Source organism: Mesorhizobium sp. BR1-1-3 (assembly GCF_020165455.1).
Lineage (GTDB): Bacteria > Pseudomonadota > Alphaproteobacteria > Rhizobiales > Rhizobiaceae > Mesorhizobium > Mesorhizobium ciceri.
Map to the genome: position 1 here is coordinate 36,488 of NZ_JAIUIC010000012.1, position 17,499 is coordinate 53,986.

Here is a 17,499-nt window from a genome sequence, read left to right on the forward strand (position 1 = left end):
TTCGGTCTCGCCGTCTCCGTGTTGGCGATGCCAAAGACGTCCGCAGCAGCGGGTTTAATCACGGTCCAATTCCGCGGCGTACTCCTCGAGCATCTCGACATGTTCGGTCGGGGCGTCCTTCGCAGCGTAGACGCGGCGGCTGTCGTTGCCGAAGCGCGCTTCGTAGGCCTCGATGCTCATCAGGACGTATCTCGGCTTGTTGTGGCGAGTGATGGAGACCGGCTGCTGGCTGGCAGCTGCAAGCACATCTCCAAGATTCTGTTTCAGATCGGTCGACGGATAGTTTTTCATGGGATACCCTGTTTTGTCCATAATAGACAAAATGGACAAAACAGACAAGCGCATAAAATGGCAGGACAGGCGCATGCACCTGGCTTTGTCGACAGCCCGGCTAGCCTCCCCTATAAGGACCGGAATCGCAAGCAACCAGAGGTCCTTCATGATCATCGTCACGGGCGGCGCCGGCATGATCGGCTCCAACATCGTCGCCGCGCTGAATGCCGAAGGGCATGACGACATCCTCGTCGTCGACGACCTTACCGACGGTCACAAGATCGTCAATCTTGCCGATCTCAAGATCGCCGACTATCTCGACAAGGACGATTTCCTGCCCCGCATGGAGGCCGGCTCGCTCGGCCGCATCGAGGCCGTGTTCCACCAGGGCGCCTGCTCGACCACCACCGAGTGGAACGGCAAATTCATGATGGAGGTGAATTACGCCTTCTCGAAACGGTTGCTGCATGCAAGCCAGACGTTGCGCGTGCCTTTCCTTTATGCCTCCTCGGCTTCCGTCTATGGCGGCGGCTCGGAGTTCCTCGAGGATCCCGCGTTGGAACGGCCGCTCAACGTATACGCCTATTCCAAGAAGCTGTTCGACGACTATGTCAGGCGAACCGTGTTCGCCGGGCAGGCCGACCATTCACAGGTCGTGGGCTTGCGCTACTTCAACGTCTATGGCCCGCGCGAAGCGCACAAGGGCGCCATGGCTTCCGTCGCCTTCCATCTGTTCAACCAGGTCGAGCGAGGCGAGAACCCGAAACTGTTCGGCGCCTATGATGGATTCGGACCCGGCGAACAAAGCCGTGACTTCATCCATGTCGGTGATGTCGCCGACGTCAATCTGTGGCTGTGGAAACGGGGCTCAAGCGGCATCTTCAATTGCGGCACCGGCCGTGCCCAGCCCTTCCGCGCCATCGCCGAAACGGTGATCGACACGTTGGGTAAAGGGGAGATTGAATTCATCCCCTTTCCCGACCATCTCAAGGGCAGCTACCAGAGCTTTACGCAAGCTGATATGTCCCGTTTGCGCGCGGCCGGTTACAATGGCCAATTCCGGACAGTGGAAACCGGTGTCAGAGACTATGTCGAATGGCTGAAAGCCCAACGATCCTCGTGATCGGCCCACGCTGGGTGGGCGACATGGTGATGGCGCAGTGCCTGTTTTCGGCGCTGAAGGAGTTGTATCCCAACGCCGCCATCGATGTGCTGGCGCCTGCCTGGGCAGCACCCCTGGTCAAGCGCATGCCCGAAATCCGCCAGCAGATCGACTTTCCGCTCAAACCCGGCGCGCTCGAATTCACCCATCGCCGCCGCTTCGGCCGCCTGCTGCGCGGCCGCTACGACATGGCCTATATCCTGCCGGGCAGCTGGAAGTCGGCGCTGATTCCGTTCTTTGCCCGCATTCCGCGCCGTGTCGGCAATCTGCGCGAGATGCGCTATGGCCTGCTGACCGACATCGTGCCATTGCCCGACAGCATCAAACGACGCACCGCGCAGGCCTATTTCGGCCTTGCCCAGGGCGGCAGTTTCCGGGCGCCCCGGCTTAGCGTGGACACGAAAAACCAGGTCGACCTGCTCGGCCGTTTCGGGCTGGCGCCGCAGAAATTCGTGGCCCTGATGCCCGGCGCGGAATTCGGCCCTGCCAAGCGCTGGCCCAGCGAAAGCTATGCCGGGCTTGCCAGCGGCTTCATGGGCAAAGGCTTGAAGGTTGCGCTGTTCGGCTCGAAGAACGACCGCGACGTGACGGCGGAGATCGCAGCCCTGGCCCCCGGCGTCGTCGACCTCGCCGGACAGACGCGGCTGGAGGACGCCATCGACCTGATATCCGCCGCCAGGCTGGCTGTGTCCAATGACAGCGGACTGATGCATGTCGCGGCCGCCGTCGGCACGCCGATCGTCGCCGTCTACGGCTCGACCTCGCCCGAAAACACGCCACCGCTGGCGGAGCGCCGCGAGCTGGTCTGGCTCGGCCTGTCGTGCTCGCCCTGCCACGAGAAGGTCTGTCCGCTCGGCCACCTCAACTGCCTGAAGACGCTGGAAGTCGGCCAGGTCGCGGCAGCGGCGGACCGGCTGCTGGAAATTCCGGCCGCGGCATGAAGGTGCTGATCGTCAAGACGTCGTCGATGGGCGATGTCATCCACACCTTTCCGGCGGTCGAGGATGCCCGTCGCCACCGCCCGGACCTGACCTTCGACTGGTGCGTCGAAGAGGCATTCGCCGGAATCGTCGCGCTTCACCCGGCGATCGACAAGATTCATACGGTGGCGATCCGGCGCTGGCGCAAGGCGCTGCTTGACGGCGCCACCTGGCGCGAGGCGGCCGCCCTGCGCCGCACCTTGCGCAATTGCCGCTACGATCTGGTCATCGACGCGCAAGGCCTGCTGAAATCGGCCCTGGTGGCAAGACAGGCGGGCTCCCCCATTGCCGGCTTCGACCGTTCGAGCGCGCGCGAACCCTCGGCCACGTTGTTCTACGATGCCACGTATGCCGTCCCGCGCGATCTCCACGCCATCGAACGGATGCGGCGGTTGTTTGGCCTGGCGCTCGCCTATCAACCCGATCTTTCGACGCTGGACTCCGGCATCGTGCCGCCCGCCGGCACCCTGGCGGGCATTTCTGGAAAAACCGCCTTCCTGCTGCACGGAACCAGCCGCGAAGACAAGAAATGGCCGGCCGAAGACTGGATCGGAACCGCCCGCCTCCTGATTGAGCGGGGGATGACGCCGGTCACGACCTGGTCGAACGAGCGTGAGAAAACCGTGGCCGAGGCAATCGCAGGCGCCGTGCCGTCAACGATCGTGGTACCGAAATCGCCGCTGTCCGACATCGCCGCGACTATCGGCGGCTCGACGCTGGTTATCGGCGCCGACACCGGGCTGACCCATCTTGCCAGTGCCTTTGGCCTGCCGACGGTCGCAATTTTCCTGGCAACAGAGCCGGGTCTGACCGGCCCGCGCGGACGCTACGCATCGACACTGCTGGCCTCGCATGGGGGGCGTGTTGTGCCGGTGGAGGTAGTGGCGGAAGCAGAAAAGCTATTGGCACTTAAACTACAAGCGCCGGCATAGGACCTTTCAGAATTCGCTCTGGCGAGTCGAATAGCGTGGTTCTTCGAGAACCGGAGCGGCGCGTACTTAAAGTACGTGAGCACCGGAAGCGCAGAAAACCGCCCGCGCATGACCCCGAAAATCGTAATTGATTTTCGGAAAGGGATCATGCGCTAACTGAAAATCCAACAGCGTCCTTTGCGCGTCCGAGAGGACGCGCGGCGCTGTAGTCGGCCGCCAGAGTAGAATTATCAAAGGTCCTAGATGAACTGCACCTGGACGATCTCATACCCCCTGGCGCCGCCAGGCGCGTTGACCTCGATGGCGTCGCCGACTTCCTTGCCGATGAGCGCACGCGCGATCGGCGAGGAGATCGAGATGCGGCCGGACTTCACGTCCGCCTCCTGGTCGCCGACGATCCGGTAGGTCTTCTTTTCCTCGGTGTCCTCGTCGACCAGCACCACGGTGGCGCCGAACTTGATCTTGTCGCCGCTGAGCTTGCTGACGTCGATCACCTCGGCGCGCGCAATATAATCTTCAAGCTCGTTGACGCGGCCCTCGTTGAGGCTCTGCGCCTCTTTGGCGGCATGATATTCGGCATTTTCGGACAGGTCGCCATGCGAGCGCGCTTCGGAGATCGCCTCGATGATGCGCGGCCGCTCTTCCTGCTGGCGCCAGCGCAGTTCTTCCTTCAATGACGCGAACCCCTCGCCTGTCATCGGGACCTTGTTCATGATGCCTGCCTTTCCTGCTGCCACCCCCGCGTATCGGGGAAAGCCTTGTCGATGGTACAAAAAGAAAACGGGTCCGGCAGCCTCGAGCTTACGGAACCGTTTCACCGCAATTTCCCTGAATATAGCAATGTCAGCGGGTTTTTCACGCCCAAAAATCGGTTTTGCTAAAATCATCCCCGTTTTCATCAGTCGGGGGCGATGAATGAGACCGGGGGCAACAACAAACGGCCGCGATCGCTCGCGGCCGCTTGGAAGAGCCCTGGGATCTTTTCAGCTTCTCATGAAATGGTCGATCTGCTCGGCCAGCATGCCATATTCACGCGAACCCTTGCCGGTCCGCTTCTCGATTTCCATCAACTGCTGCTGGGCGCCGGCCAGATCGCCGATCTGCAGATGCGCTTCGCCGAGATATTCGCGCACCAGCGTGTAGTTCGGATCGATGCGCAGCGCTTCCTCGTAATAGCCGAGGCCGACGGTGACGCGGCCGGAATGGCGGTGCGAATAGCCGAGATAGTTGAGGATGCGCGGATCCTGCTTGTTGGCGGCGAGGCTGAGCACGGCAATCGCCTCGTCATAGCGCCCGGCCATCGCCAGCGCGTGGCCTGCATCATAGATGCTGTCGTCGTCGAGCATGCCTTCCTGGGGCGCGACGCACTTTTTCTTCTTCTTGTCCCAGACCTGGCCCTTCTTGCACTGGGTGACGGTTTCGTCACCGCCGCTGCCGCCGCTGCCGGCGGCGTACACGGGAATAGCGAGGAACTGCAGCGCGAGAAGCGCGGTCGCAGCCTGGATCAGCATTCTTTTATGCATCGAAACCTCCTGGAGGGGTGAGAATGCAATACTAACGCCGGTCGGCTTGCGTTTCATCCCGGAAAAATGCGGGCGGGAGAACATCAGGTGACGGATGCTGCGAATCCGCTATCATCCGGCAAACGACCTGAGGGAGACGGCCCTTGCAGCGGCGGCTTGAAAAGGACTGGGAGCTTTCGATCGGCCCCGATACGGTGCGCCTGTTCATCCTCAAGGCCAAGGCACTGAGTGCGGCCGTCAATGAAGACTATGCCGATGGCGCCGAGCACGAGGTCGAACTCGACGGCGAGTCCCATGTCAACCATCACCATGACGGCCTTGCCGAGGAAAGCTCCGAGAACCTGACCGAAGAAGAGCTGCGCGAGCTGATCAACGACCTCAATGTCGACGAAGCAGCCGAGCTGATCGCGTTGGCCTGGGTCGGTCGCGGCGACTACGACGCCACCGAATGGGCGGACGCGCTGGCCGCCGCGCGCGAACGCGCCAACAAGCGCACCGCGAAATACCTGCTTGGCATGCCGCTGCTCGCCGACTGGCTGGAGGAAGGGCTGGAAGCGATCGGTGCGTAACGGAGCGGTTACCGTTCGTGATGCGGCCAAGGCAACCACCTTGCGTCGGCGCCGTTGAGGGCGATGGGGTCGATCGTCTTTTCCCGAATATGCAGGATTGCGTTGACCGTGGCCGTCACGGCCTTGCTGGTGATGCCGGTCGAGGCGAGACATCGCCATCGGCATCATAAGCCCCCGACGCCGCGGGTCGAGCAGCCGCTGACACCACGAGCCGACCAGCCCCTGAAACCAAGGGGCGGAAAGCGTTTGAAACCACGGCGCCACCGGCAGGTCACGCCAAAGCAGACACAGCAGAAAACGCAGGCATCGCTGCCCTCGCCTGCCGATGTTCCCGTGCCCGAACCCGGCACTCCGATAACCCAACCCGGCATTCCGGTGCCCGAACCACGCCCGGCGGACGCACCAAAGGCTGAAGCTGCAAAGACCGAGGAGCAAAAGCGCGTAGGGCCGAAAGCCGCGGAAGCGCCCGACCGTTTCAAGGAAGAAAAATCCCACCAGGAAAAGCAGGCACGTCCCGAGCCATTGGCTCCGGAGCCATCAACCGGCGAAAACGAGCCGGAGCCGCCGGACGTCGCGCCAACGCCGACACGAAAGCCTGACATTGCAGAACCCGAGGCCCAGCCGCCAACCGTCGCCCCGCAGCCACCGCAAAAGCCGGCGGACGCGGACGAGGAGAAGATGCTGCCCGATCCGCGCTCGGCCGACGTGCCAGATGAAAAAATGCCGGCCGAGGAAGTCGCATGCCGCGAACGGCTAAAGACGCTCGGCGTCGAATTCGAAGAGCACAAGGCGGAAAGCCAGCCCGAAATCGGCTGTTCGATTCCCTACCCCATCGTGCTGAAGACCCTTGGAAAGTCGATCGCGATTGCCCCAGGCACCGAGCTCAACTGCAAGATGGCCGAGGCGACGGCGCGTTTTGCCGCCGATGTCATCCAGCCGGCGGCAAAGGCCGAATTCGGTGCGGACCTGAAATCGATCGGCCAGGCATCGGCTTTTGTCTGCCGGCCACGCAACGGCACACGAAAACTGTCGGAACACGCGTTCGGCAACGCGCTCGACATCGCCAGCTTCACGCTGTCGGACGGCAAGAAGATCGAGGTCGGCCCGGCGCCGCCGGAGAAAGACGCCAAATTCCTCAACAATGTTCGCAAGGCCGCCTGCGGACCCTTCAAGACAGTGCTCGGCCCAGGCGCCGACGCCGATCATTCCCTGCATTTCCATCTCGATCTCGAACCGCGCCGTCATGGCGGAACGTTCTGCCAGTGATCATGGCTGATCCAGGCCGCGTGCCGCAATTCGGCCGCAGGCATGAACGCGGACGCTGAGTTTTCCTTTACCCTTGATCGTTAAAATGCCGGATATCCATCAACGGGATTCCGCCAATGGCCGGCAAATTTCGGGCCGTGTTTTTCGCCACCGCGCGCCAGTCAAAATATGCAGCAATGCTGACCGCCGGTCTGGCGCTGGCGGCGCTTTCCGCCTGCAACACCGGCAGTGTGCTGTCGCTGCAGCCGGCCGTCGACGTCGGCGCGCAGACGGCTGCCGTGCCGCAATATGCCGGCATGCAGAAGCTTGTCCCTTCCAATCCGTACATGACGCAGGCCGCTTATCCGCGCATGGACGAGCCGATGTCGCCCGTCGAGCAGATGCCGGCCAGCGAAACCGACTGCCGTCAGCAATTGAAGCGCCTCGATGTCGCCTACACCGATCTGGCGCCGATCCATGAAGGCCAGTGCGGCATCGATTATCCGGTCAAGGTCTCGGCCATCGGCAACATCCAGATGAAACCCGCCGCAACCCTGACCTGCGACATGGCAGCTACCTTTGCCGGCTGGACGAAGAACGAACTCGTTCCCTCCGCCCGCTGGCGTTATTTCTCCGGCGTCAGGACCATACACCAGGGCTCCAGCTATTCCTGCCGCCGGATTGCCGGCGAAGGCGTCCTGTCCGAACACGGCAAGGGCAATGCGCTCGACGTCATGAGCATCGAGCTCAACAATGGCGACGACATCGACGTGCGCAAGCCCGGCCTGTTCGCCTTCCGCACCCGTGGCTTCCTCAACAATGTGCGCGCCGACGGCTGCCAGTACTTCACCACCGTGCTCGGCCCCGGCTACAATTACGACCACCGCAACCATTTTCATTTCGACATCAAGAACCGCAAGAACGGTTATCGCGCCTGCCGTTAGATCGGTGCCGGGTATCCTTTGCCTGAATGCCATGACAACGCCTAATGTGATGCCGGAACATTTGAGCGGCATTCATGGGTCAACGAAGCGTTCGGCGACGCATTATGATCTGGGCGGCGACCTTGTTGGCCGCGTATCTGGCGCTCGCCTATTTCGTCGCACCGGAATTCTGGACGTTCCGCGATCGAGGTTTTCGCACGCATCGCTTCGAGATGCTGACGCACACGCCGCAAGGCATTCCGGGCGACCCGATCAATGTCGGCCTTGTCGGCACGCAGAAGGAGGTGGTCCACGCCTTTGCCGTTGCCGGCTGGGACACCGCCGACGCCGTCACCCTGAAGACCGCGATCGAGATCGGTGAAAGCGTGCTGTTCGACCACCCCTATCCCGATGCGCCGGTCAGCAGGCTGCTGTTCGATGGCCGTGCCCAGGATCTCGCCTTCGAAAAGCCGGAGGGCATCAGCGCCGACCGACGGCATCATGTCCGCTTCTGGCAGACCGATGCAAGCGGCGACGATGGCCGGCCGCTGTGGCTGGGCTCGGCCAGCTTCGATCGCGGCGTCGGCTTCAGCCACGACACCGGCGCCGTCACCCACCATATCGGCCCCGACATCGACGCCGAGCGCGATTTCCTGATGCGCGACCTGGCCACTGCCGGCATGCTGCTCTCGACCAGCGACATATCGGGCGTCGGCGCCACCAAGGCGGGACGCAATGGCGGCGGCGATCCCTATTTTACGGACGGCGAGGCAATTGTCGGCGTGTTGAAGCAGTTGCCATGACATCGCAAAAGTCAGGTCGTGGTGATCACGATCTTGCCGAACGGCCCTTTCTCCAGATGTTGCAAGGCCTGCGGCACCTCATCGAAGCCAAAGACCTTGTCGATGACCGGCTTGATCGCCAGCGCCTCGATCGCCTGATTCATACGCTCGAAAGCACGGCGATGGCCGATCGACAGGCCCTGCACGGTGATGCGGTTGCGCATGAAGGGCAGGATGGGGAAGCTGAGCTCCATCGCGCCCAGCAGGCCGATGATCGACAGCCGGCCGTCGGCGGCCAGCGCGTTCAGAGATCGCCTTGCATTGTCGCCGCCGACCATTTCCAGCACGTGGTTCACGCCCAGCCCGTTCGTCAGTTCACGCGCGGCATCGTCCCAGGCCGGTTGCGTGCGGTAGTTGATCCCTTGCCAGGCGCCAAGCTTTCTCGCCCGCTCAAGCTTTTCATCACTGCTTGAGGTGACGATGGCGCGCAGGCCGAACGCAGTGGCGAACTGCAGCGCAAACAGCGACACGCCGCCGGTGCCCTGGATCAGAATGGTCTGACCCGGCACCGGTTTGGTCGCCTCGGCCATGGCGAACCAGGCCGTCAGCGCCGCGATCGGCAATGTCGCGGCCTCGATGTCGCCGAGCGACGGCGGCGCCAGCACCGCGGCGTCCTCGCCGAAGATGACATGATCGGAAAGCATGCCCGACAGCGACGACCCCAGAGTGTGCTTATGCAGCACCGGCGGTGCGTCGCCATCCGGCCAATCGGCGATCACCTGGCCAAGCACGCGCTGGCCGACCTGAAAGCGGCTGACGGCACTGCCGACGGACACCACTTCGCCCACCGCGTCGGATGTCGGCACGAAGGGAAAGGCAAGGTCGGGGATCAGCACGCCGTCCACGATCATCTTGTCCTTGTAGTTGAGCGATACGGCCTTGGTCCGGACCAGCAAATCGTGCGGCCCTGGCTCGGGCACCTTGCCTTCCACCTGGCTTAGCCTCGACAGGCCAAAACCGCTCATCTGCCAGGATCTGTTGATTGGGGTGCTCATGTCGTCTCGCGCTCCGTGCATTGATGCCAGGCGAGACATTTATGCCTTTCGACTATAGAAAATAGTGCTTCCGTGCGGTATAATTTGACACTGATTGCGGACTAAAAGTCGACAATAGGAAATTGCCATGGAAACGGCCGACCTGCAAGGCACCGTTGCGTTTGTTCAGGCGGTGGAGGCCGGCAGCTTCACTAGCGCCGGCGAGCGGCTGCATGTGACGAAGTCGGCGATCGGCAAATCGATCGCGCAGCTGGAGCAGAGGCTCGGCGTTCGCTTGCTGAACCGCACCACCCGCAGTCTCAGCCCGACCAGCGAAGGCATCGGCTACTATGAAGCCTGCGTCCGGGCCCTGGCCGAGATCGAAGCCGCACAGTCGCTGCTCGCCTCGCGTCGGCAGGTCCCGTCTGGCCGGCTTCGGGTCGACGTGCCGCTGGCCTTCGGCCGACGCTGCGTCGCCCCGGTGCTGTTCGAGATTTCGAGGAAATTTCCGGACCTGACGGTTGAAATCTCCTTCAATGACCGCCGCGTCGACCTGATCGAGGAGGGCATCGACCTGGCGATCCGCATGGGCGAACTCGACGACAGCCTGTCGCTAGCGGCCAGGCGCCTCTATGCTCAGCGCTCGGCCATATGCGCGGCTCCCGACTATCTCGACAGGCATGGCCGGCCGCAATCGGTCGAGGATCTCGCCGATCACAGCGTCATTGGCTACGGTCGCGAGGGCATCGTCCGCCCCTGGGTGATCAGACATTCCGACGGCCATCTCGCAACCTTCGTGCCCAAGGCGCGGCTCGTTCTCGGCCATGGCGAACCGATGCTGGATGCGGCGCTCGCCGGCTGCGGCATCGCCTTCCTGCCGACATGGCTGGCCGCCGACAGCCTCAAAAGCGGCGATCTCGAAATGGTGCTGTCGGAATGCCTGGTCGAGAACATCGTCGTGCATGCCGTCTGGCCGGTGACGCGCGCGCTCACGCCAAAGGTGCGGGTTGTCGTCGACGCCCTCGTCGAACATTTTTCGGCGCCGCCCTGGGATGCCGCGTGAGCGAAATACCGGTCATTTCTCAAAAATCACGCCGGACTATTTTCGAAGACCGCGCCACAATGCTATTGACCGCTCATGTTATACGTCGAAATCGCTATCGTGGTCGTCCTCATCTGCGTGAACGGCCTTTTGTCGATGTCCGAGCTCGCCATCGTCTCGTCGCGCCCGGCCAGGCTGAAAGCGATGATCGACCGCGGCACCAATGGCGCCGGCCGCGCCCTTGATCTTGGCTCAAATCCCGGCAAGTTCCTGTCCTCGGTGCAGATCGGCATCACCTTGGTCGGCGTCCTCTCCGGCGCCTTTTCCGGCGCCACGCTCGGCGAACGGCTGGCGCAGTTCCTGGCTTCGACCGGCATCCGCGAGACTGTCGCCGACCCGCTCGGCGTCGGCATCGTCGTTGCTATCATCACCTATTTCTCGCTGATCGTCGGCGAGCTGGTGCCCAAGCAGATCGCGTTGCGTGATCCCGAGCGGGTCGCCGCCAGGGTCGCTCCGGCGATGACCATCCTCGCCACGGTGTCGGCGCCGCTGGTCTTCCTGCTCGACTTCTCCGGCCGCACCATATTGTGGCTGCTCGGTCAGCGCGGCGAAAGCGAGGAAAAGGTCACCGACGAGGAGATCAAGATGCTGGTCGCCGAGGCCGAGCATCACGGCACCATCGAATCCGACGAGCGGCGCATGATCGCCGGCGTCATGCGGCTTGGCGACCGCGCCGTGCGCGCGGTGATGACGCCGCGCACCGAAGTCGACTGGGTCAATCTGCAATCCGACGAGGCGGCCATCCGCAAGCTGCTCATGGAAACCCAGCATTCGCGCCTGCCGGCAGGCGACGGCGGCGTCGACGTCATGGTCGGCGTCGTCCAGACGCGTGATGTGCTGGCCGCACTGCTTGCCGGCCGCGTGCTCGATCCGCGCAGGCATGTGCGCGCAGCCCCCATCGTCTACGACCAGGCCGACGCGCTCGATGTGCTGCAGAAGCTAAAGGAATCCGACGTGCCGATGGCGCTGGTGCATGACGAATACGGCCATTTCGAAGGCATCGTCACCCCGGCCGACATTCTGGAAGCCATCACCGGCGTGTTCCGCGCCGACACCGACGCCGGCGACGAGGAAAACGCGGTCAAGCGCGAGGACGGCTCGTGGCTGCTCGCCGGCTACATGCAGGCCGACGAGATGGCCGACATTCTCGGCATCGACCTGCCGGAAAACCGCGATTACGAAACCGTCGCCGGCTATGTGCTGTCGCATATGCACCATCTGCCGGCGACTGGCGAATGCGTCGACGCGCAGGGCTGGCGCTTCGAGGTGGTCGATCTCGACGGCCGCCGCATCGACAAGCTGATCGCCACCCGCCTGGCCGGCGCCCCGGTGCGCTGACGGTCGACGCAATTGCGGCATTTCGCTCTATCGTTCCCAGAAGGACTTGGCGATCTCTCCCTCGACCTGCAGTATCGTCAGGCCGATATCGTCGATCAGATGCGGATTGTCCTTCGACATTTGCCTGAGCTGCCAGCGAAAGCGTATCCGCTCGCGCCAGGTCCGATCGTGCCAGCTCGCGATGATGCTTCGCAGGGTCTTTAGGAGCCGGCGCGATGCCGGCCGCACGGGCGTTCCCGGCCGCGCTGCACAAGTGAGGGTATTGGTCATGGCAACCTCCATATGGTTTGAGGGCCTGGGGCTCTCGATGAGGTTGAATTCTGCGCGATACGGACGGCGCCGTAATTAAGCCCTCCCAAATAGTTCCCAAAACTTCCAAACGAGCTAGAGCGGCCCTATAGATGCGCCTATGCAGGGATCGCGTTTTGCCTTTGGTCCGTTCGTGCTTGATCCGCATGCGGGAACGCTGCTTCGGAACGATGTCCCCGTTGCCGTCGGCTATCGCGGGCTGAGCCTGCTTGCGGCACTCGTCGGGCGGCCCGGCGAAATCCTCGGAAAAGCCGAACTGATGGACGCCGCGTGGCCGGGCACGGTCGTCGAGGAAGGCAATCTCACCGTCCAGATCGCGCAACTGCGCAAGCTGCTTGGCCCCGTCGGCGACAACGGCGAATGGATATCCACCGTTCCGCGCGTCGGCTACCGTTTCACGGGGGCCGTCGAACAGCTGGGCGAGGCCAGGCGAAAACCCTTGCCGCTGCCCGACAAACCGTCGATAGCCGTGCTGCCCTTCGTCAATTTCAGCAACGATCCCGAGCAGGATCCCTTCGTGGATGGGTTGACGGAAGACCTGATCACCGACCTGTCCAGAATCTCCGGCCTGTTCGTCATCGCCCGCAACTCGACCTTTGCCTACAAGGGAAAAGCGATGGACGTGCGCGAGATCGCCGGGGATCTTGGCGTGCGCTACCTGTTGGAAGGCAGTGCAAGACGCGCCGCGGGGCGCGTGCGCATCAACGCACAGCTGGTCGACGCGATGAGTGGCGATCATCTGTGGGCGGAACGCTTCGATCGCGGCCTGGAGGATATCTTTGCCGTTCAAGACGAGGTGACGGCCAAGATCGTGGAAGCGCTGCTTGGCCGGCTGCGCGCGCCGCCGCCGCGCAATCGGCCGCGAAATCTGGAGGCCTACGACCTCTGCGTGCGGGCGCGAAAGCTGATCGACGACTCGCCGCAGATGGCGCAGGAAGCGCATCTGATGCTGACGCGCGCGGTGTCGCTCGATCCTGATTATGCCGAGCCCTATCGTTGGCTTGCCATGAACCACTGGATGGGACAGGTGCATTGGGGCGGACCAACCGAGGCTGCCCGCAGCGTTGCCCTGGAGCTGGCGCGCAAGGCGGTGGCGATCGATCCCAACGATGCCGGCTGTCGCTGGATCCTGGCTTATCTGCTTGCCTATGAGCGCAGCTTCACTGAAGCGGATGCGGAATTCGCCAAAGCGATCGAGCTCGACCCGAACGAGGCCGACACCTGGGCGGCATTGTCCGACATCGCGGTCCTGGCCGGACGGGTCGAAGAGGGCCTCGAGCACATCGGCAAGGCGTTCCGGCTGAACCCGTTTCCGGCGAGCTGGTACTATCTGACGCTCGGCCAGGCGCAATATGCGGCGCGCGACTACCAAGCCGCGATCGAGACGTTGCGCCGTGACGAGACCTATCGCACAAGCTCACGCCGTTTCCTGGCGGCAAGCATGGCCCAACTCGGCCGGCTCGACGAGGCGCGCGCAGAGGCTGAACTGTTCCTCGTCGGCAACCCGCATTTCACAACCCATCACTGGGCGACGACCGAGCCATTCCGCGACGCCGCTACGCTCGAGCATTTCGTCGATGGTTTTCGCAAGGCCGGTCTTCCGGAGTGACGCGCCGGCATCCGGCCCGCCCGCTGCAAAGGCGACGTGGTGCGCTAACCCAGTCTAGACGTCGGTATGATCTCGGTGGCGCGACACCTTCTCGCGGTTGCCGCAGGTGCGCATGCTGCACCAGCGCCGCTTGCCACCTCGCGACGTATCGAGGAAAAGCCAGCCACAGCGAGGGCAGGAATGCAGCCTGTCGCGCGGCAGGGTGAAGAACGCTTCGATGGACAGCATGGCCAGCAACGCGGTGACGGCGTCCGGATCGCGCCACCGGCCAAGGGCAAGCTCCGGCCTGGTGCCATCCAGCTCGATAGACCCGGCGGCAAGCGAGCTTGCCGTGCGCGAGAACAACACGCCGAGCGGTTCGACCGCAGCCGGTTTGCCCGCGGCGATTGGATCGAAAACCTGAAATGACGCCTCCCGCATTTCGCGGACCCCTTCCACGAACCGCCCATCCGCTATCTCGGCAACGGCCTGCGCCTGACGATCGTCGGCAAGCCCTGAGGCGCTGAACCAGTTCGCAACATCCCGGACGGACTTGAAGAGTTCATTGTCTGCTGCCGGCGCCCGCCGGTCGAACACGGCGTTCGACAGGTCCAAAGCGGGATGCCCGCCTATGAAGTGATCCGGTACCCATTCGGTGTATTCATCGCCCATGGAACATAACCTCATTAACTGGATTATACGGTTACATGATGTAACCACTATCATACGGATACGTGGTGTCAAAGCCAGCGCGTCGCCAGATCGGCGCGGAACCCTGGGAGGGAGAGGATGTGCAGCAATCGTTACAAGACCCGCCACGAAACCATCAATGTCGACGACCTCGACATCTTCTACCGTCATGCCGGCGATCCCGGCAGACCGGCAATCCTGCTGCTGCACGGATATCCGACTTCGTCGCACGTCTATCGCAATGTCATCGAACCGCTGGCGGAGACAGCCTATGTGGTGGCTCCGGATCTGCCCGGTTTCGGCTTTTCGTCCGCCCCTTCCATCGATGCCTATGACTACACGTTCGACAACCTGGCCAGCACGATCGAAGCCTTCATCGAGGCCCTCGGCCTCCAGCGATTCTTCCTCCACATCACTGACTTCGGCACGCCCGTCGGCTATCATCTCGCCACACGGCGGCCGGATCGCATCCTCGGCCTGATCGCCCAGGACAGCAACGCTCATGACGAGGGGCTGGGACCGGAATGGGACGCGCCGAAGGCGTTCTTCGCCGAACCGACTGAAGAAAACCGCGCCAAACTGCCGGACTGGATGAATTTCGAGGGGACCCGAAACCAATATATCGGCGGTCTCCCCGAGCGTCTGAAAGTGTTGTTTCCGCCCGAGGGTTGGTATCTCGATGCGGAGCGCCTGGCGAGGCCCGGCAACACCGACATTCAGTTCGAACTCTTCACCGATTATGGCTCGCACATCGCGCGCTTCCCGGCCATCCAGGCCTATCTCCGCGACCAACAGCCAGCATGCCTGGTGCTGTGGGGGCGCCACGACGCCTTCTTCGCGCTGGACGAGATCATGGCCTACAGCCGCGATCTCGACGCCGTCGAAATCCATGTCTTTGAGAGCGGGCACATGCTTCTCGAAACGCATCATCGCCAATGCGCGGCTCTCATCGCTCACTTTATGCACGAGGTGGAGACTGGGGTATTTCGCGATCCTGCGGGGCGTTGAACGTCGACGTTCAAACCGCCACTTCGATGGGCTCGGCAAGCCTGGGATTGGCCCGCGCGGCGATCAGGCAGCCGGCGACGATCAGGCACGCTCCCGTCAGCGTGGTCCAGGTCGCCTCCTCGCCGAAGAAGAACCAGCCAAGCGCGACCGCCCAGATGAAGGCCGAGTATTCCGTCGGGATCAGATATTGCGCTTCGGCGCGGGCGTAGGACCAGCTCATCAGGAATTGCCCGGCGAGCGACAGCACCGTCACCCCTGCCAAAGGAAGCCAAAGATCGCTCGGCAGGGCGACGGCAAGCCAGGGTGCCGCGAGGCCGAGCAGGATGGCAACGCAAAGGTTCTGGAACAGCATGATCTCGATCGGCTTGGCCAACTGCGCCTGTTGCCGGGCGAGGATCAGATTGTATCCGTAGAACACGGTTGATACGAGCACCGCTGCCGTGCCGAGCATGGCGTCCTGCGAATAGTCTGCCTGCCCGAACTGGCCGGCCATGATGATGGCGACGCCGGCGATGCCGGCCAACGATGCCCAGACAGCCTGGCGTCGGATCCGTTCGCCCAGCAGCAGCGCGGCGAGAAACAGCGCAAACAAGGGCGCCACGAAGCTGAGCCCGATCGCCTCCGCGAGCGGCAGCCTGGCCAAGCCCCAGAAGAAGGATATCAGCACGACGCCGACAATTGCGGCACGCAGCGCATGCAGCCTCAGCACCGGAATGGTCGGCTTTAAGCGTGGTCCCGCCAACCAGGCTGCGCCCGCGACCACGGCCGCGACCATGCTGCGCCACAGCAAAGTGTTGTAGACCCCGACCGCGATGACCAGGATCTTCATCGCCGCATCCATCCCGGACAGCAGGAAGATCGCAAGCGCGCATACGAGCACCGGGATCATCGGGGAAACGGCGCCGGTCGGGCTGGATGTCTTCACGGCTTCACTCATGTGACGGATCGCAGCCGGATATATCAGGGCAAAGGGCGCGACCAGATGGCAGCCCGGTCGATGTAGCAGTCCAACCCCGATTGGGCCGAGGCTATCGCGACATCAGGGTATCAGCACCATGCCGGCGAGTTGAACGAAACTGACCGCCTCGCCGACTGCATCATCCGGCCACGGCAGGCGACGCACGCACACATGGCACAGATCGAATTGAGGGGGCGGGTTGCCGACGCAGCTGGCCCGTCGCATGTTGCCGGTTGTCTGCAGAACGGATCGGAAAAAATGCACCGCATAGCTTCGGGCGACCTTTATCAGACCTACGATCTTGGTGACTTGCGCATCACCTCCTTGCGCGATGGCTATGTCGACATGCCGATCGGACGGCTTCGGCAACCCGGCGACAAGCCATTTGGCGATGAATTGCCGCAACAAGTCGCATTGGTTGATGGTCAACTCAGACTGTCCGTCAATGCCTTCGCGATTGACGATGGAGACGGAATCATCCTGATCGATACCGGTGCCTCGAACGCCTGGCATCCCACCATGGGCCGACTTCCCGAGGCGCTGGACGAAGCTGGCATCGATGCCGGACGAGTTCGTGCCGTCTGTTTCACCCACACCCATCTCGACCACATCCACGGTCTTGTGCTTGCCGACGGCCGCGACGCTTTCCCGCGCCTGGCGCGCTTGCTCGTTCCCGGGGAAGAACTCGGCTTTTTTCGCGCCGAAGCGCGGCTCGAACGATTTCACGGCATGGCGGAACCCTTCGAAGCCGGAGACCGTATCGGGACACATGTCGACATTGTCGAAGCCCATGGCCATGAAGCGGGACACAGCTGCTTTCGTGTTTCGAGCGGTGGCGAACGCATTCTGATTTGGGGTGACACCGTTCACGTCCCATCGCTTCAGTTCGATCGACCTGAGGTGACGTGGGAATTCGATGCCGATCAGGACCAGGCGCGCGAAAGCCGGTTGCGGTTGCTGGCGCTTGCTGCCGACGATCATTGTTTCGTTGCCGGCGCGCATCTGGATTCGCCCGGTGTCGGCCGCGTCGTCCGATCCGGTGCCAGCTTTCGGTTTGAGCCGCTATAATTGAAAAAGGGCGGC

At 62.8% G+C, this 17,499-nt stretch carries 19 protein-coding genes; 12 read left to right on the plus strand and 7 right to left on the minus strand.

Annotated elements, in window-relative coordinates; all coding sequences use genetic code 11:
* Nucleotides 1-54: 54 nt before the first annotated feature.
* Nucleotides 55-468 (minus strand): type II toxin-antitoxin system Phd/YefM family antitoxin, encoded by a 414-nt coding sequence (locus tag LB559_RS24205; protein ID WP_224675156.1) that lies wholly within the window; start codon nt 466-468, stop codon nt 55-57.
* Here LB559_RS24205 and rfaD point away from each other — a divergent pair.
* The 3 genes from rfaD to waaC are packed head-to-tail and all read left to right on the plus strand — an operon-like array spanning nt 440 to nt 3,347.
* Nucleotides 440-1,396 carry an ADP-glyceromanno-heptose 6-epimerase gene (gene rfaD / locus LB559_RS24210; protein WP_064994516.1) on the plus strand — a complete coding sequence of 319 codons (957 nt, stop codon included), beginning with the start codon at nt 440-442 and terminating at the stop codon, nt 1,394-1,396. The genes LB559_RS24205 and rfaD overlap by 29 nt on opposite strands.
* The gene (gene waaF / locus LB559_RS24215; protein ID WP_224675157.1) at nt 1,369-2,376 is read left to right on the plus strand and encodes a lipopolysaccharide heptosyltransferase II; all 1,008 of its coding nucleotides are present in this window, start codon (nt 1,369-1,371) and stop codon (nt 2,374-2,376) included. The genes rfaD and waaF overlap by 28 nt, the downstream gene beginning before the upstream one ends.
* The gene (gene waaC, locus LB559_RS24220; RefSeq protein ID WP_224675158.1) at nt 2,373-3,347 is read left to right on the plus strand and encodes a lipopolysaccharide heptosyltransferase I; all 975 of its coding nucleotides are present in this window, start codon (nt 2,373-2,375) and stop codon (nt 3,345-3,347) included. Before waaF ends, waaC begins: the two co-directional genes overlap by 4 nt.
* 239 nt (nt 3,348-3,586) lie before the next feature.
* Here the strand turns inward: waaC and greA are convergent, their stop codons facing one another.
* Both greA and LB559_RS24230 read right to left on the minus strand, forming a co-directional pair.
* Entirely contained in the window at nt 3,587-4,060 is a 474-nt protein-coding gene (greA, locus tag LB559_RS24225; protein ID WP_013530066.1) for a transcription elongation factor GreA, read from the minus strand.
* A gap of 270 nt (nt 4,061-4,330) precedes the next feature.
* Nucleotides 4,331-4,870, minus strand: coding sequence for a tetratricopeptide repeat protein (locus tag LB559_RS24230; RefSeq protein WP_224675159.1), 540 nt, complete (start codon nt 4,868-4,870; stop codon nt 4,331-4,333).
* Nucleotides 4,871-5,013: 143 nt separating this feature from the next.
* Here LB559_RS24230 and LB559_RS24235 point away from each other — a divergent pair, with 143 nt between their 5' ends.
* The 4 genes from LB559_RS24235 to LB559_RS24250 all read left to right on the plus strand — a co-directional run bounded on the left by LB559_RS24235 (nt 5,014) and on the right by LB559_RS24250 (nt 8,410).
* The gene (locus LB559_RS24235; protein ID WP_013530064.1) at nt 5,014-5,439 is read left to right on the plus strand and encodes a DUF3775 domain-containing protein; all 426 of its coding nucleotides are present in this window, start codon (nt 5,014-5,016) and stop codon (nt 5,437-5,439) included.
* Between the two features lie 132 nt (nt 5,440-5,571).
* Entirely contained in the window at nt 5,572-6,705 is a 1,134-nt protein-coding gene (locus tag LB559_RS24240) for an extensin family protein (RefSeq protein WP_224675226.1), read from the plus strand.
* Nucleotides 6,706-6,821: 116 nt separating this feature from the next.
* The gene (locus LB559_RS24245) at nt 6,822-7,628 is read left to right on the plus strand and encodes an extensin family protein (protein ID WP_027162117.1); all 807 of its coding nucleotides are present in this window, start codon (nt 6,822-6,824) and stop codon (nt 7,626-7,628) included.
* Between the two features lie 74 nt (nt 7,629-7,702).
* Nucleotides 7,703-8,410 (plus strand): LssY C-terminal domain-containing protein, encoded by a 708-nt coding sequence (locus LB559_RS24250; RefSeq protein ID WP_224675160.1) that lies wholly within the window; start codon nt 7,703-7,705, stop codon nt 8,408-8,410.
* A gap of 11 nt (nt 8,411-8,421) precedes the next feature.
* On the opposite strand, the gene LB559_RS24255 is transcribed toward LB559_RS24250, so the two are convergent.
* Nucleotides 8,422-9,444 carry a zinc-dependent alcohol dehydrogenase family protein gene (locus LB559_RS24255; RefSeq protein WP_224675161.1) on the minus strand — a complete coding sequence of 341 codons (1,023 nt, stop codon included), beginning with the start codon at nt 9,442-9,444 and terminating at the stop codon, nt 8,422-8,424.
* Between the two features lie 127 nt (nt 9,445-9,571).
* On the opposite strand from LB559_RS24255, the gene LB559_RS24260 reads away from it, so the two are divergent.
* Together LB559_RS24260 and LB559_RS24265 are read left to right on the plus strand one after the other, a co-directional pair.
* Nucleotides 9,572-10,486, plus strand: coding sequence for a LysR family transcriptional regulator (locus LB559_RS24260; RefSeq protein WP_224675162.1), 915 nt, complete (start codon nt 9,572-9,574; stop codon nt 10,484-10,486).
* A 75-nt stretch (nt 10,487-10,561) separates the two neighbouring features.
* A complete protein-coding gene (locus LB559_RS24265; protein WP_224675163.1) occupies nt 10,562-11,863 on the plus strand; it encodes a hemolysin family protein in 1,302 nt (433 codons plus the stop codon).
* A gap of 27 nt (nt 11,864-11,890) precedes the next feature.
* Here the strand turns inward: LB559_RS24265 and LB559_RS24270 are convergent, their stop codons facing one another.
* Nucleotides 11,891-12,133 (minus strand): DUF1127 domain-containing protein, encoded by a 243-nt coding sequence (locus LB559_RS24270; RefSeq protein ID WP_224675164.1) that lies wholly within the window; start codon nt 12,131-12,133, stop codon nt 11,891-11,893.
* A 139-nt stretch (nt 12,134-12,272) separates the two neighbouring features.
* Here LB559_RS24270 and LB559_RS24275 point away from each other — a divergent pair, with 139 nt between their 5' ends.
* Nucleotides 12,273-13,781 (plus strand): winged helix-turn-helix domain-containing tetratricopeptide repeat protein, encoded by a 1,509-nt coding sequence (locus LB559_RS24275; protein ID WP_224675165.1) that lies wholly within the window; start codon nt 12,273-12,275, stop codon nt 13,779-13,781.
* Nucleotides 13,782-13,835: 54 nt separating this feature from the next.
* On the opposite strand, the gene LB559_RS24280 is transcribed toward LB559_RS24275, so the two are convergent.
* Nucleotides 13,836-14,432, minus strand: a complete 597-nt coding sequence (locus LB559_RS24280) for a CGNR zinc finger domain-containing protein (RefSeq protein ID WP_224675166.1) — start codon at nt 14,430-14,432, stop codon at nt 13,836-13,838.
* A 117-nt stretch (nt 14,433-14,549) separates the two neighbouring features.
* Between LB559_RS24280 and LB559_RS24285 the strand changes: the two genes are divergently transcribed.
* Nucleotides 14,550-15,458 carry an alpha/beta fold hydrolase gene (locus LB559_RS24285; RefSeq protein ID WP_224675167.1) on the plus strand — a complete coding sequence of 303 codons (909 nt, stop codon included), beginning with the start codon at nt 14,550-14,552 and terminating at the stop codon, nt 15,456-15,458.
* 10 nt (nt 15,459-15,468) lie between these two features.
* Here the strand turns inward: LB559_RS24285 and LB559_RS24290 are convergent, their stop codons facing one another.
* Nucleotides 15,469-16,395 carry a DMT family transporter gene (locus LB559_RS24290; protein WP_024504166.1) on the minus strand — a complete coding sequence of 309 codons (927 nt, stop codon included), beginning with the start codon at nt 16,393-16,395 and terminating at the stop codon, nt 15,469-15,471.
* Between the two features lie 366 nt (nt 16,396-16,761).
* Between LB559_RS24290 and LB559_RS24295 the strand changes: the two genes are divergently transcribed.
* On the plus strand, nt 16,762-17,484 hold the full coding sequence (locus LB559_RS24295) for an MBL fold metallo-hydrolase (protein WP_224675227.1): 723 nt from the start codon (nt 16,762-16,764) through the stop codon (nt 17,482-17,484).
* The last annotated feature ends 15 nt before the right edge of the window (nt 17,485-17,499 follow it).